Genomic DNA, 14879 nt, shown 5'->3' with positions numbered 1-14879 from the left:
GTGGGACCGATGACGCCGACACTGATGCGCGGTCTCTGGTTATGGGCGGGTGCGCTCTTACTGGTGTTGCTGATTGTCTTTCCGTTGACCTGGAGCCTGCGCGCCATGGCCGTTCTGGTCGTTGTGTGCGTCGTGGGTGTAGCCTGGAACCGGATTGGGCGCCGGGCAACGTCAATGCGCGCATCATTGACCCTGGCCGAGAATACCTCGCTGCCCCCGGCCGCCTACCGTCAACCGGTCGTCCTGGTTTGTGGCGATGGCCTGACGGGATTGTTCGGCGCGACGCCGGTGGAACAACTGGCATTGCGCACAACCCGTCACGGTTGCTATTTGCGGGTGCCCGGGCTTGAGCAGTTGCCTGCGGTCACCGCCAGTCTGATGACGCTGCGTCCTGAATGGAGTGGGCAGCTCAGCGTCATGTTCATCGTCAACCCGGCTGAACACGCCGACACCGCCGTGCTGGCTGGACAGGCGCGAGCACTGCGCTATCAGGTCGGCCTCATTCGAAAGGGCGGCGTTGCGTTGCCGCTATTGTTGACGAGCTATGTGCAAGTCTCGGCCGCAGAAGGCCCCTGGTTCAGTTGGGAGGCCGGTGAAGTCAGCCCCAGGGTGCGCGAGGCCGGAACCCGCGCCAGCCTGGACGACTGGCAAAGACAGCCTTCAGACAGCGCAACGCGCGCTGCCCGCATGCACACCAGCGTAAAGCTCAACAGTGTCGTGGCATGGCTGGACAACGCGGTACTGCCCCACCTGGCCCCCCGCGATGTGCGCGATCCCGACAGCCTGCCGAGGGTCTGTGCCATCACCTTCGTACCGGCGCTCGCGCAATCAGTCGCGGGTAACCTGTGGCAGCAATGGCTGCGCAACAAGGTTGCACTGCATGACGTCAGGCAGGCGCAGCCAGGGCAGGGCACGTCAATGCCATTCCCCGATCCCTTATTGGCGCTGCTGCCCACGCAGACTCAACGCGTCCCATTGCGCCGCGCGAGCGTCATCGCGTTGTGGATGTTCGCCATTGCCGGGACAACGGCCCTGGCCAGCTCGGCCTGGCAGAACACCCTGCTGGTCCGCCAGGTCAGTGACGACCTGCGTCGTTACCACGCCATCCCCGCGTCAGGACAACCCGATCGGCCTGAATTCATCCTGCGCGAGCAGGCTCTCGCGGTGCTGCGCGAGGATGCCCTGCGACTGGACAGCTACTACCGACACGGAGCGCCCCTTTCGCTGGGGCTGGGCCTTTACCGGGGCGAGCGATTGCGCATCAGGCTGCAGTCGACGATTGCCGCTCACCGTCATCCGTCGCTGGCCCCAAGACTTGTGGGTAATCCAAAGCCGGTGCGCCTGGACAGCCTGTCGCTATTCAGTACCGGCAGCGCCCAGCTCAAACCCGGCTCGACCAGGGTCCTTATCAATGCTCTGGTCGACATCAAGGCCCAGCCTGGCTGGCTCATCGTGATCAGCGGCCATACCGATGCCACCGGCAGCGCCGAGCAAAACCTGCAGTTGTCTCGGGCCCGGGCGGCCGCCGTGCACGACTGGATGCAGCACATGGGCGGTATCCCCGCCAGTTGCTTTGCGGTGCAGGGCTTCGGTGCCAGCCAGCCCATCGCCAGCAATGACAATGAGACCGGACGCAGCGCCAATCGCCGAGTTGATATTCGTCTGGTACCGGAGCCTGGAGCCTGCGTGTTCCCCGCTGCGGGGCCGGATTTGCAACCCCCTGTCGCATAACGCGGCATTCATGTTCAGAGAGAAGGAGCTTCACATGGCAATTCCCGTTTACCTGTGGCTGAAAAATGACGGCGGCGCCGACATCAAGGGTTCGGTGGATGTTCAAGGGCGTGAGGGCAGTATCGAAGTGCTGGCCCAGGATCATGGCTTGACCATTCCCACTGACAACAACACCGGCAAGCTGACAGGCACACGGATTCACACTCCGTTCATGTTCACCAAGGAAATCGATGCCGCCAGCGTCTACCTGCTCAAGGGCGCGTCCCAGGGGCAGACCTTCAAGAGCGCCGAGTTCAAGTGGTATCGCATCAATGACGCAGGCCAGGAGGTCGTCTACTACACCGCTCTGCTCGAGAACGTAAAGGTCGTAAGCGTCGTGACGAAAATGCACGACATCAAGGACCCGGCCAAGGAAAAACACAATCACCTGGAAGACGTCCAGCTGCGCTTCGAGAAGATCACCTGGAAGTTCATCGAGGGCAACTTCAGTCACTCCGATGCCTGGGACGAACGCCAGAGCGCTTAACCCATTGAACCTGTAGGCATGCTTGCCTGCGGGTCCAGTGTCCCGTGTTGAGCGTCCGTCCGCGGGCGCTCAGCCAACCCCGTCGAGCCGGGCTCTTTTTAATTACCAGCCTCCCACTCAAGACAAGGACGTACCCATGGTACAGAACGCCTCCCGCTTGCTTCGCCGTCTCAATTCCTACTGTGCCCAGGCGCTGAGCGCGGCGGCGACGCTGTGCCAAAGTCGCGCCCATGGCTACATCAGTATCGAGCACTGGCTGCTCAAATTATTCGAACAGGGCGAGGGCGACCTGACGCTCATTGCCCGTCGCTACGAATGGGACCTGGATGCACTCTGGCGCGGGCTGCTTGAACACCTGGACACACTGCCGCGCAGCGTCCAGGGCAAGCCGCAGCTGTGCGGCAAGCTGCAGCAATTGATCAGCGATGCCTGGCTGCGTGCATCGCTGGACAGCCAGGATCACCTGCGCTCGGCGCACTTGCTTGGCGCGCTGCTGGAGTCACCCGACCTGCTGGCTTGCGAAGCCGCCTGGCCGTTGTTCAGCATCAGCGAAACCCAGTTACAACAGCTGTCTGCACTGCTCGATCAACATTCCGAAGAACGTCCCCAGGCGCAGCAAGCGGCTGGCATTGATCAGGCACAAGTTGCTTCTGATCTGCTGGCCACGCCTGCACCCGCGACCGCTAACCAGGCGGCCTTGCAGGCCGTGCTGGACAGGTTCACCCAGGACATTACCGTCAAGGCCCGGGAAGGGCGGATTGACCCGGTGTTCGGCCGTGACGATGAGATACGCCAGGTCATCGACATCCTCAGTCGCCGGCGCAAGAACAACCCGTTGCTGGTCGGCGAACCGGGCGTCGGCAAGACCGCACTGGTCGAAGGACTGGCGCTACGCATTGCCGAGGGCAATGTTCCGGACAGCCTCAAACCAGTCAGCGTGCGTACCCTCGACCTGGGGTTGCTGCAAGCAGGGGCCGGGGTCAAGGGCGAGTTCGAGCAACGCCTGAAAAACGTCATCGATGCCGTGCAGCAGTCGGCGAATCCCGTGCTGTTGTTCATCGATGAAGCCCATACCCTGATCGGCGCCGGTAACCAGGCGGGCGGTGCCGACGCGGCGAACCTGCTCAAGCCCGCACTCGCCCGTGGCGAGCTGCGCACCATCGCCGCCACCACCTGGAGCGAATACAAGCAGTATTTCGAGCGCGATGCCGCCCTGGAACGACGCTTCCAGAAGGTCAAGGTCGACGAGCCGGATGACCTCGATGCCTGTCTCATGCTGCGTGGCTTGAAGGCGCGTTACGCCAGTCATCATGGCGTGCACATTCAGGATGCGGCGGTACAGGCTGCGGTCACGCTTTCGCGGCGCTACCTGACCGGTCGCCAGCTGCCTGACAAAGCCGTCGACCTGCTCGACACCGCCAGTGCACGGGTGCGTATGGGCCTCGACTGCGAACCCCAGGCACTGGTCAGACTCAAGGCCGGGCAGGCGGCCCTGGGGCTTGAACGGCAAGCACTGGCAGAGGATGCGCAACTCGGTGACTGCAGCGTCGACGAGCGCCTTGCCTCGATCGACGCACAACTTGTCGAGCTGCAAGACCAGCACAGTGCGCTGGTGCGGCAATACCGCGATGAACTCGACCTGACCCGCCAATTGCTTGATGCACGTCAGGCTGAGCCCCTGCAGATTACCCTTTGTACTCGACTGCAACAGCAGCTTGCCGAAGTGCAGGGCGCCCAGCCGTTGCTCTCGCTGGACGTCAACCCGCGCAGTGTGGCTGAAGTGATTGCCGACTGGACCGGCGTGCCGCTGGGCAGTCTGCTCAAGGACGAGCAGGCCAGCCTGTTGGCACTGGAGCAGCAGTTGAGTGATCGTGTCGTCGGCCAGGATCATGCCCTGGGCGCACTGGCCCAGCGCCTGCGTGCGGCCAAAACCGGCCTGACCGAGGAGCAAGCGCCGCTGGGCGTGTTCCTGCTGGTCGGCACCAGCGGCGTCGGCAAGACGGAAACCGCCCTGGCGCTGGCCGACTGCCTGTTCGGTGGCGGGCAGTCGCTGATTACCCTCAACCTCTCCGAGTATCAGGAAGCCCATACCGTCAGCCAGCTCAAAGGCTCGCCACCGGGCTATGTCGGTTACGGCCAGGGTGGCGTGCTCACCGAAGCGGTACGCCGGCGCCCCCACAGCGTCGTGTTGCTCGACGAAGTGGAAAAGGCCCACCGCGACGTACTCAATCTGTTCTACCAGGTCTTCGATCGCGGCTTCATGCGCGATGGCGAGGGGCGCGAAATCGATTTTCGCAACACCGTCATTCTCATGACCTCGAACCTGGGCAGCGATGAACTGCAAGCCTGCCTGCAAGAGCATCCTGAAGCAGCGGACAGCACCCTGCATGAGCTGCTGCGACCACTGTTGCGCGAACACTTCCAGCCGGCCTTGCTCGCGCGCTTCCAGACCCTGATCTACCGCCCGCTGCAAGTCGACGCCCTGCAGCGCATCGTCGCGCAAAAACTCGCCCGCGTCGCCACGCGCCTGCAACGCCACTACGGCCTGACCTGCCAGATCGACAGCGCTCTCAACCAGGCCCTGGTTGCCGCCTGCCTGCTGCCCGATACCGGCGCGCGCAACATCGACAGCCTGCTCAACCAGCAGATCCTGCCGGTGCTCAGCCAGCAACTGCTGCAGCGCCAGGCGACCCATCGGCAAGCCCTGGGGGTGACCCTGGGTTACAGCGACGATGACGGCATCACGCTGCAGTTCATCGACACACAGGAAGCGATGCCGGGCATCGTCGAGGAGGCCTGACCATGAGCACCCAACCGCGCATCTTCTTCAACCACAGCCGCCACATATTCACCATCCACCGATTCAACGCCGTCTTCGACGTCCTGGCCTTCGAAGGCCAGGAACACCTCAGCCAGCCCTTCAGCTACCGCATCGAATTCACCTGCGCCGAACAGGACCTCAGCGCCGAACAAATACTCAACAAGGACGCCCGTTTCAGTCTGTATCCGTTGCCGCCAAAGCCGCCTTACCCTGGCCTGCCAGTGCCCGAGTACAAGCCGTTGCGCAGCCTGTATGGCGTGGTCAACACCTTCCAGCGCCTGTCCAGCTCCCGCGACGAAGCTCGCTACGAAATCACCCTGCAACCGCGCCTGGCCCTGCTCGATCGCGGCCGTCAGTACCGCCTGTACCAGCAACAGTCGGTGCCGGAGATCGTCGAGCACATCCTGCGCAGCCGCCACGATTTTCTTGGCCAGCACTTCCTGTTCCAGCTGGTACGCGAATACCCCCGTCGCGAGCAGGTCATGCAATACGGCGAAAGCGACCTCAAGTTCATCGAGCGCCTGCTGGCCGAGGTCGGCATCTGGTACCGCTTCAGCCACGACGACCGCCTGCAGATCGACGTCGTCGAATTCCACGACGACCAGCGTCACTACCAGTTCGGCGTGCAGCTGCCATTTCGTCCACCGTCCGGCTTTGCCAGCGGCGAGGACGGCGTGTGGGACCTGCAAACCCGCCACCAGGTGGTGGAAAAATCCATCAACTTTCGCGCCTATCATCACCGCGATGCGCGGGCCCGGCTCGATGGCGAGGTCGACCAGACCCGCGGCACCACGACCACCACCTACGGCGAGGCCTACCACTACGCCGAACCCTACCGCGTGCTCGGCGATCGCCTCGACCAGGACGAAGATCTGCAAAGCGAAAGCGGTTTTTTCTACGCCCGCCTGCGTCACGAACGTTACCTCAACAGCCAGACCCACCTCAGCGGCGCCAGCAGCAGCGCCACCCTGGCACCGGGCCAGGTGCTGAAAATCGCCGACGCGCCCCAGGCCTTTACCCCCGGCGCAGTGATCACCGGCCTGCACACCCGCGCGGCCCGCGACCGCAGCATCGAAGTAAATTTCGAGGCCATCCCCTACGCGGAAATGGTCTGCTTCCGCCCGCCGGTCCCGCCCAAACCGATCATCGCCGGCACCCTGCCGGCCCGCGTCACCAGCGGCAAAGCCAACGATCCCTACGCCGAAATCGACCTCGAAGGCCGCTACAAGGTCAACTTCCTGTTCGATCGCGACCCCTGGAAGCTCGGCCGGGAAAGCATGTGGCTACGCCAGGCGCGCCCCTACGCCGGCGACACCCACGGCCTGCACCTGCCGCTGATCTGCGGCACCGAAGTCGCCATCGCCTTCGAACAGGGCGACCCGGACCGCCCCTACATCGCCCACGCCCTGCACGACAGCGACCACCCGGACCACGTGACCCTACGCAACTACAAACGCAACGTGCTGCGCACCCCGGCGAACAACAAGCTGCGCATGGAGGACAACCGCGGCGAGGAGCACGTCAAGCTCAGTACCGAGCACAGTGGCAAGAGCCAGCTGAACCTGGGGCATCTAGTGGATGCCAAGAAACAGAAGCGTGGCGAAGGATTTGAGTTGCGCACGGATGGGCACGGCGCCATTCGCGGGGGCAAGGGGTTGTTCATCAGTGCGGATGAACAGGCCAAGGCTCAAGGTCAGGTGCTTGAGATGAGTGCCGCATTGGCGCAGCTCAACAGTGCCTTGCAACTGGTGAATGCCTTGGCTCAAAGCGCCGCCGTATCGGGCGCCCTGCCAGCAGACGTGCAGTCGCAACAAGGGCTGCAAGAGGCATTGGCGCATCTCAAGCAAGCTGGACTGATTGCGTCGGCACCTGCGGGTATTGCTCTCACGACACCGGCAAATATTCAGATCTCAGCGGGAAAAACCCTTACCGCGACGGCAGGGGAGACCGTTGATGTCAGCGTATTCAAGCGCTTTAGCGTGACCGCCGGCGAAGCAATCAGCCTGTTCGCGCAGAAACTTGGGCTCAAGCTGTTTGCCGCCCGGGGGCCGGTGGAGATCCAGGCGCAAAGCGATGCGATGACACTGCAAGCGGACAAGGCGCTGACGCTTAACAGTATCAACGGCGAAATCATGCTCAACGCCGAACAAGGCATCACCCTGGTCAGTCGAGGCGCCTACATCAAGATCAAGGATGGCTCCATCGAAATCGGTGCGCCGGGTGAATTGCGCATCAAGAACGACCTTATCGCCTGGGGCGGCGGTGCCTCCCTTGAACAGGCGCTGTCGGCCATGGTCCTGCAAGACCCCCTCTACAAAAATCCAACGCAGGGTGGATTCCAGGTCAAGGACAAAGAGACAGGCGCACCAAAATCCGATGTGCGCTATCGCATCGAAACCGCTGACGGCAGCGTGGTGCGAGGAGTGACAGACGGCAACGGCTTCACCCAGCGCCATCATGGCCTTGATCCGCAAGGCATCAAGCTGTTCTTTGAATAATCGTGGAGCCTGAATGCATGACCGAAGCCAATACCCATGTCGCTGAAAACCGGACCAGCAAGCAAGCCCCCATTGTGGTTGCGCCTCACCAGTCGCCCCAATGCTACTTTCGCCCCGAGACCGAAGAGCTGGTCTTTATAACGGCCACCGAGGCGGGCGAGTTCGAACAACACTGGCAAGAGATGGCCCGCCGGATAAATGAGTTTCACCTGGCCAAAGAGCGCTACTCCAGGGCATTGGAAAATTATGCCAAAAGGGCTTCAACCTCCGCCCTGCCTCCCCTGGAAGCTGAAGCGCATGCCAAGGAAATCACGGCGGCGGAAAATCGACTGGAGGCAGAACAAGAGGCTCTACACAAGAAACTCGGCAGTTTTTCCCAGGAAAAAATGAGCTACGACGACGTCGTCGAATTGCTTCCGGTAGCGGGAACGGCAAAAGGCAAACGCGGGACCAGGCCCGTCCGCTATGCCTATGTCAAAAAAGGCTACTTCAGCAAAGGCCAGGAAGGTCGCAAGCTGCACACGGTGTCCTTGAAAGGCAACCAGAAGAAAGGCGCCGAGAACAGTATCTACGGCAAGGACAAGCACGGTATACGCCGCATCGATACGCACAAACTCAAGCAGCAACTGACCACCTTGGAGTGGCCAAAACTGAAGCTGGAGTTGAGCGACGTCATCAAGTGGACCGGTCTGGATTTCGATCCTGAAGCCTTGAATCAGGACGTTACCTTGTTCGACTGGGCTGAAAGCTGGAACGGAAGCCTGGAGGGCAAGACCGAGTTGGGCGAGAACGTCGACGTTTCCGGTGCCGCGCAGTTCATGCGCTTTGTATCCAATGTCGGGGCCAGCGCCGAGTTCGACCCTAACAAGGGCAATGTCGCGGCCAAGGGCGAGACCAAAGCCAGCCTGACCGTCGCCTCCGGCATGGTTAACCTCAGCGCCTTTGTCCCAGACCGCATGGGTTGGTCGTTGTCCTACACCAATGCCAAAGGCAATCTCTTTGACATGGGCATGTTGCGTTTGCGCCTGACGCCTCAGTTGTGCGGTTTCGTCGGAGCCTCGGTGACGCTCGAGGGGCAATTGCAGGTTGTGACCAAAGGTGATCAGCAATTGCTCGCTGGCCAGCCCAATGGCCGATTACCCCGCTTCAAGGAAAGAAGAACCAGGGGCGCGGTGTTCCATAAGCAAATGGCCGCCGGAGATGAAGGCCTGCAACTGACCGGTGAAGCCTTCGCCGGCGCCCGGGTCGAGGGCAGCCTCAAGGGTGGCTTGCAATGGCTCAAACCTACACCGCCCGCGGACGTCAATCCCGCACTCGCCGGCTTATTGAAGTCCAGCGGCGAATTCACCGACTTCTGCAGTATTAGCGGCAGCATTGCCGGTTTGGCCGGGGCTGGGGCCGGTGGCAAATTTCACTGCACCTTTATAAATGGGAAGTTCTGTTTTCATGTGGCCGCCAGTTTGTGTTGGGGGTTGGGGGCTAAGGGCGGGCTTATTTGTGAGGTGGGTACGAGTACGATTGTAGAGTTTGGAGCATGGTTGGTCTATCAGTTATATCGGTTGAATTATAGTTATTTTGATTTGATCGATAGGGATGCATTTAGAACGTACAGTAGGTACTGCGTCATGCAAATGGATGATATGCAAAGCGACATTTATGCAGGATTTATGACGCTAGGGGAAAGTATCAAGTCTGTTGAGTATGAATTCAAAGATCGCATAAACTCTATTGTAGATGAAAGCAAAACGAATATAGATGCCTCGAAGCGACGCAATCAACTTGCTGCTAGTATTAATGCCAATGCCACAAAGTTATTGAGCTACACCCCGGAGGCAAAAGGGATTTTGCTTTACCTTCTCACTCGTCATGGTATTTGGGACCATCTCGATCCGTACAATTATGGTAAGGGGTTGATACCCGATATCTACCAAGATCGTAAGGAAGCGGTGATCTGGTTACTCAGAAGCATCCAGACCCACGACGAGTGGCGCAAAGTATTTTGTCGCATGACGCCTCATGGCTCTAGCTTGGCAGGAGCCGAAGATGAACTCCTGATAACCCAGCAACAGGAACAGAAATTAGTGGATTTTCTGCGGGAGGGGCTCAATCGTGATCAGGATTTGCATAAGGCGAAACGTGAACTGTCCATTATTTATGAACGGATAAGGCCCGGTGCTGTTTGGGGGTATGCGCTGGCCATGAACGACACGCCCTATTATCAAAATAATTCTCTCGATCATCACCGTTTTCCCGAAGGTTGTACTTTTGGTCCGTGTGAAGCAGAGACGGGTCGATGGGCTTGATACAAGGAGTTTTTATGATAAGGCTGCAAATTACAATAATATTTCTTGTTTTTATAATGCTGGGTTGTGAGCAGGATGCCTTGTCCTTGAGTACGACAGAGAACAATGTATCTTCGCGTGAGCTGCAAAGTTTCATTCAAAAGATTAAAAGCAATCTCGTATTTGTTGAGGGCGGGGAATTCCTGATGGGCGATTATGGCGTGGAGTACGGTCCTGAAAGGCTACCCTACGACTCGGATAAGGATAGTAAACCGCTGCATAAAGTTGAGCTGAGTAATTTTTCAATCAATAAATTCAAAATTACCAATCAGGAATATCAGCTTTACCTAAGTTTCAACGGTCTGCTGCTCCGCCAGGATACCAGAGATAAGTTTGCCGTTGTCAGTGGCGCTCCAAACACCCCGGCGCACTTGGATTGGTTTGAAGCGGAGAAATATTGCACTTGGCTGGCAAATATCAGCGAACAACCGTTCGGATTGCCAACCGAAGCCCAGTGGGAATATGCAGCACGAAGTCGTGGGCGATTTTTAATGGTGGCTACTGATGATGGTACTTATAAGGTGACTGATGACGATATAACTGAAGAGTGGGGGAGTGGACCCAAAGGCATTAATATTTCAACCTCATGGGACCGTGAAATATTCGCCAAAGAGATGGGGTGGGAGACTAGTACTCTGACATCATTGCCCGTGGATAAATTTCCACCCAATCCACTGGGTATTTATTCGATGTCCGATAATGGATTTGAGTGGGTTAAGGACTGGTATGACCCAACCTATTACCAAAACTCTCCACTCAAGGACCCTCAAGGTCCGAGCGCCCCCGTGTATAAGGATCCTCCTTCAAATTACAAATATGCCAAGGTGCTCCGAGGCAAGGATTATGCAAATCCGCAGTGGGGAGGTGCAGTAAACGTACACAGAAGCTATAGAAGTCCAGATGCGACTATGGCTGCCCTGTCTAATAGGGGAGAGCGCTTGGTGCTTGGTGATAAAACAGCTCGCTGCATAGTCAATCATCCACATCCTATTAAATGACGACTTGAAAAAAACCAAATCAGGGCAGTGATTTAATGAGCAAGCTAAAATCAGTTGTATGCGTTTTTCTTTTGTTTGCAGTTGCGGGTTGCGAGCGAAGTCCTGAGTTGTCGAATACTTCCTTTGAAGAAAGATCTTCGCAGGATTTTCAGGCTTTTATTAAGGGAATAAAAAGCAACCTCGTATTCGTAGAGGGTAGTGAGTTCTTGATGGGGGATTACGGCGTGCAATACGGCCCGGAAAGGCTTTCGTATGACTCGGATAAAGACAGCAAGCCATTGCATAAAGTTGAGCTAAGTAGCTATTCGATCAATAAGTACAAGATTACCAATGAGGAGTTTCAATTTTATCTGAAGAGCAATGGTTTAGTGCTTCGTCAGGATGCTGGTAATGATTTCAAAATCATTAGTGCAGCGCCCACCACCCCTGCACATATGGACTGGTTTGAAGCTGAGCAATATTGCAGTTGGCTGGCAGATACCAGTGGATTGCCTTTTGGATTGCCGACTGAAGCCCAATGGGAGTATGCGGCGAGAAGTCGTGGGCAATTTTTAATGGTGGCTACTGATGATGGTACCTATAAAGCGACTGATGATGCAGTAACCGAAGATTGGAAAGATGGGCCCAAGGGTATCAATATTTCCAGTTCATGGGATCGCAAAATTTTCGCCAAAGAGATGGGCTGGAAGACTGGTACTTTTACACCGCTACCTGTCGATAGATTTCCTCCGAATCCACTGGGTCTCTATTCAATGTCCGATAATGGATATGAATGGGTGAAAGATTGGTATGATCCGAATTATTATCAGTATTCATCGCTTAAAGATCCACAGGGTCCGAGTGAGCCTGTTTATAAAGACGCTCGTTCGAACCACAAATACGCCAAGGTACTACGAGGGAAGGATTTTGCCGATCCGAGTTGGGGAGGTGGTGTAAACGTGCATAGGAGTTATAAAAGTCCAGATGGTACTCAGCCTAGTGTTGTTACTGGAATGGGTGATCTACTGATTCTTAGAAATAAAACCGCCCGCTGCGTAGTCAATCATCCGCAACCCATTAAGTGAGCGCGCAGGCCTTTCATTCAAAGGTGGCATTGCTCCGCCAGCTATCTATGGATTGACGCTATGTGTCAGTGCATTGCTGATGCGCACTGGTATTAGTTCAAGGAGAAAACCATGAAAGTCTTATCCATTATCAAATACACGTTCTCAATGGTGGGGGTTGCCCTGCCTTCAGGTGCGGTGACGTCTTACAGAAACATCAACAACTTCCTGAAAGAGGCCGTTCCGGACGGTTATCGTTGTGATGGTGGTTGCACCTTAATCACGTCGTTGCCCCGGGCCGGGAGGCTGTAACGTGCCGGTGGATCTTCGAGCCTTGGCCGAGAAGCGCGTATTGCCGATGCCACCTCGCGTATGGCGATGGTGCCTGGTGGTGCTGCTCTGCGCTTTACTGGGCGCCGGTTTGGTGATTTTGCTGTGGCCGCAAGACCTGTGGCAGATGCCTTTGTGGTACTGGTGTTGCGTCCTGGTTTTTCCCGCGATCACCGGATTGTTGCTGTTTGCGTTGCGACGTTTGATTTATGAGCGTCAGCATGACTTTGCGCAGAGCTGGAACCTGAGTCGTAGCGAGCTGGAGCGGGCGCTGATTCAACAAGGACAGCGTTCGATAGCCGTGTTGGCAACGTCCTACTGCACGGCGGCGGGTTGCAACCAATTGGCTCGCGCGCTGCGCGGCGGTAGCAAGCCGCTGCAGCCCACTTATCTGACACAACCCGCGACCACGATGCGCTTGAGCCAGTTGGCGCCCGAGCCGAGATTTTATACGGAACAAGAGTACACGGAGCGTTTAACGGCTTATGTTCATCAGGTCATGCGCGGCCTTGATGAGGACTTGCAGCGTTTTGCGGGTACTACACCAGTTTGCGTTCGTATAAGGCATAACCAGGAAGTTAGCGACGAAAGGATCTTGTCGCTTTGGCGTGAATGCCTAGGTGAGGTGCTGGTTGTGGAACATGTGTGGTTGGCGAACCAGGACGACGGTTTGCTTTGGCTGGATACCTGGCTCGACGACCCCTCGCCGTGTCCTTTGATGCTGTCGCTTGAGCTCAATTTTTTTCAACAGCCTACCGCCGAACAGGCCGAGTCTGTTTCTGTCCTGTTGCTTGCCCAACCTGAATGGTGCGCCAGGGAAAACCTTGCGCCGGCATCTTGGGTACACCGCCCGGTTTCCATGACCGGGCAGGCCGAGTCCTTACAGGACGTACTCCTTTGGGGTCGCGTTCAGGAAGACAACTCGCCGCTGTTTGCCTGGCAGACACAAGTGCCTTCCGATCATTTGTGCCAGGTGAGCATTGCAATGAGCGCTGCCGGGCACCCGCTAAATGTTGAAAGGAGCCAGTCACTGGACCATTCGCTTGGATTGCCGGGGTGTGCAGTGGGCAATTTGGCACTGGTCGTCGCCAGCGAAAACGCGCGCACCGAGCGCCAACCTCAACTTGTAATGATGCAGGACACTTCGCCGCAATGGTGCGTTGTGCGGCCCGCTGGATGATCGGGGATAAGGATTAATCATGAAACAAGTCAGTGTCTGGATTGTAGTGCTTTGTTTGGGAATTATCGGTGGGCTGCTGATATGGGTGGAGAACCCGATCCTTTCTGTAAATAATGGGCTCGAAAGGGTGACTTTCTCCGCTTGGCTGCTCGCCGGATGTATGGTGATCTTGTTTCTCGAAAGTCTGGGAGCGCTGGCTACCAGAAAGCTGGGGACACTGGAGTTCATAGCGTGGGCACGGGAAAAATTCGGTGCAGGAGCCCCTCGATCGAGCTGCGATAACGTTGAACGGGACGGTCTCGATTATTACCTGCGCGAACATCACGGCCATTTCTGGCGCCACAAAGTCCGTCTGCTGTTGGTTGTCGGCGAACCCGATCAGATCACCGCCATCGCCCCCCACCTGAAAGATAAAAAATGGCTCGCAGGCCACGACACCATCCTGCTCTGGGGTGGCAGCACCCAAACCAAATTCGATGATGGCCGCGTCACCCCGTGGCAAGGTCTGAGCCGCTGGCGCGCCCTCGACGGCGTGATCTGGGCCCTGAACGCACAACAAAGCACCGACACCGAGGCGATGGACAACGGTGTGCGTCACCTGCAAGACCTGGCCCGCCAGCTGCGCTGGCAGTTGCCGCTGCACCTGTGGCAGGTCTGCGACAGTGGATGGGATCAGGACAAACGCCCCACCCAGGCGGTCGGTTGTCTGCTGCCGTCCGATGTGACGCCGCAGGCGCTGGAGAGCGGGTTGGAGAGCTTGGTGTTACCCCTGCGCGACAACGGTTGGGCGCAAATACAGGGCACCATGCGTCATGACTTCCTGCTGCGTCTGTCCCGTGATTTGCAGGTCGAGGGCATAGCGCGTTGGCGGCAGGCGCTGGCGCCGTTGTTCCGGGTGTTCGCCCGGAGTCTGCCGCTGCGCGGGTTGTGGTTCAGCCTGCCGCTGCCGGGCAGTAAAGACACTGAAGTAAAAAAAGATCACCTTTGGTACGCCATGCCGCCTTGGGACGGCGTGCTCGGTGACAAGACCGTGCTCCATCGCCGCCTCGGCTGGGGCGTCACGCGAGTGGGTTATTCACTGGCGCTGGGGCTGGCGCTGATTTGGAGCGCCGGCATGCTACTGTCCTTCGCCACCAACCGCGTGCACATCGCCCAGGTGCAAACCTCGCTGGCGACCTTGCAACAATCATCAACCCCTGACGAACAATTCCTCGCCCTGAATGACCTGACCCGCGAACTGGGCCGCCTGGAATACCGCGCCACCCACGGCACGCCCTGGTACCAGCGCTTCGGCCTGAACAAAAACCCACAACTGCTGCAAATGCTCTGGCCCACCTACGTCGAGGCCAACCAGCGCCTGCTGCTCGACCCGGCGGTGGCCAGCCTGCAGCAGCAACTCGCTGCCCTGAC

General features: G+C 58.0%; 10 protein-coding genes. All 10 read left to right on the top strand.

All coding sequences use genetic code 11. The features are described from left to right. Nucleotides 1-9 precede the first annotated feature (9 nt). Complete coding sequence (locus NQL71_RS28270; RefSeq protein WP_274643703.1) at nt 10-1731, top strand: OmpA family protein; 1722 nt, start codon at nt 10-12, stop codon at nt 1729-1731. Nucleotides 1732-1765: 34 nt separating this feature from the next. Continuing rightward, nucleotides 1766-2257, top strand: a complete 492-nt coding sequence (locus NQL71_RS28265; protein WP_046817247.1) for an Hcp family type VI secretion system effector — start codon at nt 1766-1768, stop codon at nt 2255-2257. Nucleotides 2258-2393: 136 nt separating this feature from the next. Continuing rightward, nucleotides 2394-5057 carry a type VI secretion system ATPase TssH gene (gene tssH, locus NQL71_RS28260; protein WP_274643702.1) on the top strand — a complete coding sequence of 888 codons (2664 nt, stop codon included), beginning with the start codon at nt 2394-2396 and terminating at the stop codon, nt 5055-5057. Between the two features lie 2 nt (nt 5058-5059). Then, on the top strand, nt 5060-7576 hold the full coding sequence (locus tag NQL71_RS28255; protein WP_274643701.1) for a type VI secretion system Vgr family protein: 2517 nt from the start codon (nt 5060-5062) through the stop codon (nt 7574-7576). A gap of 17 nt (nt 7577-7593) precedes the next feature. Beyond that, a complete protein-coding gene (locus tag NQL71_RS28250; RefSeq protein ID WP_274643700.1) occupies nt 7594-9879 on the top strand; it encodes a hypothetical protein in 2286 nt (761 codons plus the stop codon). 14 nt (nt 9880-9893) lie between these two features. Next, nucleotides 9894-10916 (top strand): formylglycine-generating enzyme family protein, encoded by a 1023-nt coding sequence (locus NQL71_RS28245; RefSeq protein ID WP_274643699.1) that lies wholly within the window; start codon nt 9894-9896, stop codon nt 10914-10916. A 35-nt stretch (nt 10917-10951) separates the two neighbouring features. Beyond that, entirely contained in the window at nt 10952-11980 is a 1029-nt protein-coding gene (locus tag NQL71_RS28240; protein ID WP_274643698.1) for a formylglycine-generating enzyme family protein, read from the top strand. Nucleotides 11981-12091: 111 nt separating this feature from the next. Further along, the gene (locus NQL71_RS28235) at nt 12092-12271 is read left to right on the top strand and encodes a hypothetical protein (protein ID WP_046817255.1); all 180 of its coding nucleotides are present in this window, start codon (nt 12092-12094) and stop codon (nt 12269-12271) included. 1 nt (nt 12272) lies between these two features. After that, a complete protein-coding gene (locus tag NQL71_RS28230; protein WP_507189793.1) occupies nt 12273-13469 on the top strand; it encodes a KPHS_23130 family T6SS system protein in 1197 nt (398 codons plus the stop codon). Between the two features lie 169 nt (nt 13470-13638). Further along, a partial coding sequence (locus NQL71_RS28225) for an ImcF-related family protein (RefSeq protein ID WP_274643696.1) occupies nt 13639-14879 on the top strand: 1241 nt, incomplete at its 3' end.

Source organism: Pseudomonas serbica, assembly GCF_028823535.1.
In the GTDB taxonomy this organism is placed as follows: domain Bacteria; phylum Pseudomonadota; class Gammaproteobacteria; order Pseudomonadales; family Pseudomonadaceae; genus Aquipseudomonas; species Aquipseudomonas serbica.
This window is presented reverse-complemented; position numbering and strand designations above follow the sequence as displayed.

Bases quoted from the DNA above. Each gene is read 5' to 3' on its own strand.
- NQL71_RS28270 (WP_274643703.1), top strand. From the start codon at position 10: ATGACGCCGACACTGATGCGCGGTCTCTGGTTATGGGCGGGTGCGCTC.
- NQL71_RS28265 (WP_046817247.1), top strand. From the start codon at position 1,766: ATGGCAATTCCCGTTTACCTGTGGCTGAAAAATGACGGCGGCGCCGAC.
- tssH (WP_274643702.1), top strand. From the start codon at position 2,394: ATGGTACAGAACGCCTCCCGCTTGCTTCGCCGTCTCAATTCCTACTGT.
- NQL71_RS28255 (WP_274643701.1), top strand. From the start codon at position 5,060: ATGAGCACCCAACCGCGCATCTTCTTCAACCACAGCCGCCACATATTC.
- NQL71_RS28250 (WP_274643700.1), top strand. From the start codon at position 7,594: ATGACCGAAGCCAATACCCATGTCGCTGAAAACCGGACCAGCAAGCAA.
- NQL71_RS28245 (WP_274643699.1), top strand. From the start codon at position 9,894: ATGATAAGGCTGCAAATTACAATAATATTTCTTGTTTTTATAATGCTG.
- NQL71_RS28240 (WP_274643698.1), top strand. From the start codon at position 10,952: ATGAGCAAGCTAAAATCAGTTGTATGCGTTTTTCTTTTGTTTGCAGTT.
- NQL71_RS28235 (WP_046817255.1), top strand. From the start codon at position 12,092: ATGAAAGTCTTATCCATTATCAAATACACGTTCTCAATGGTGGGGGTT.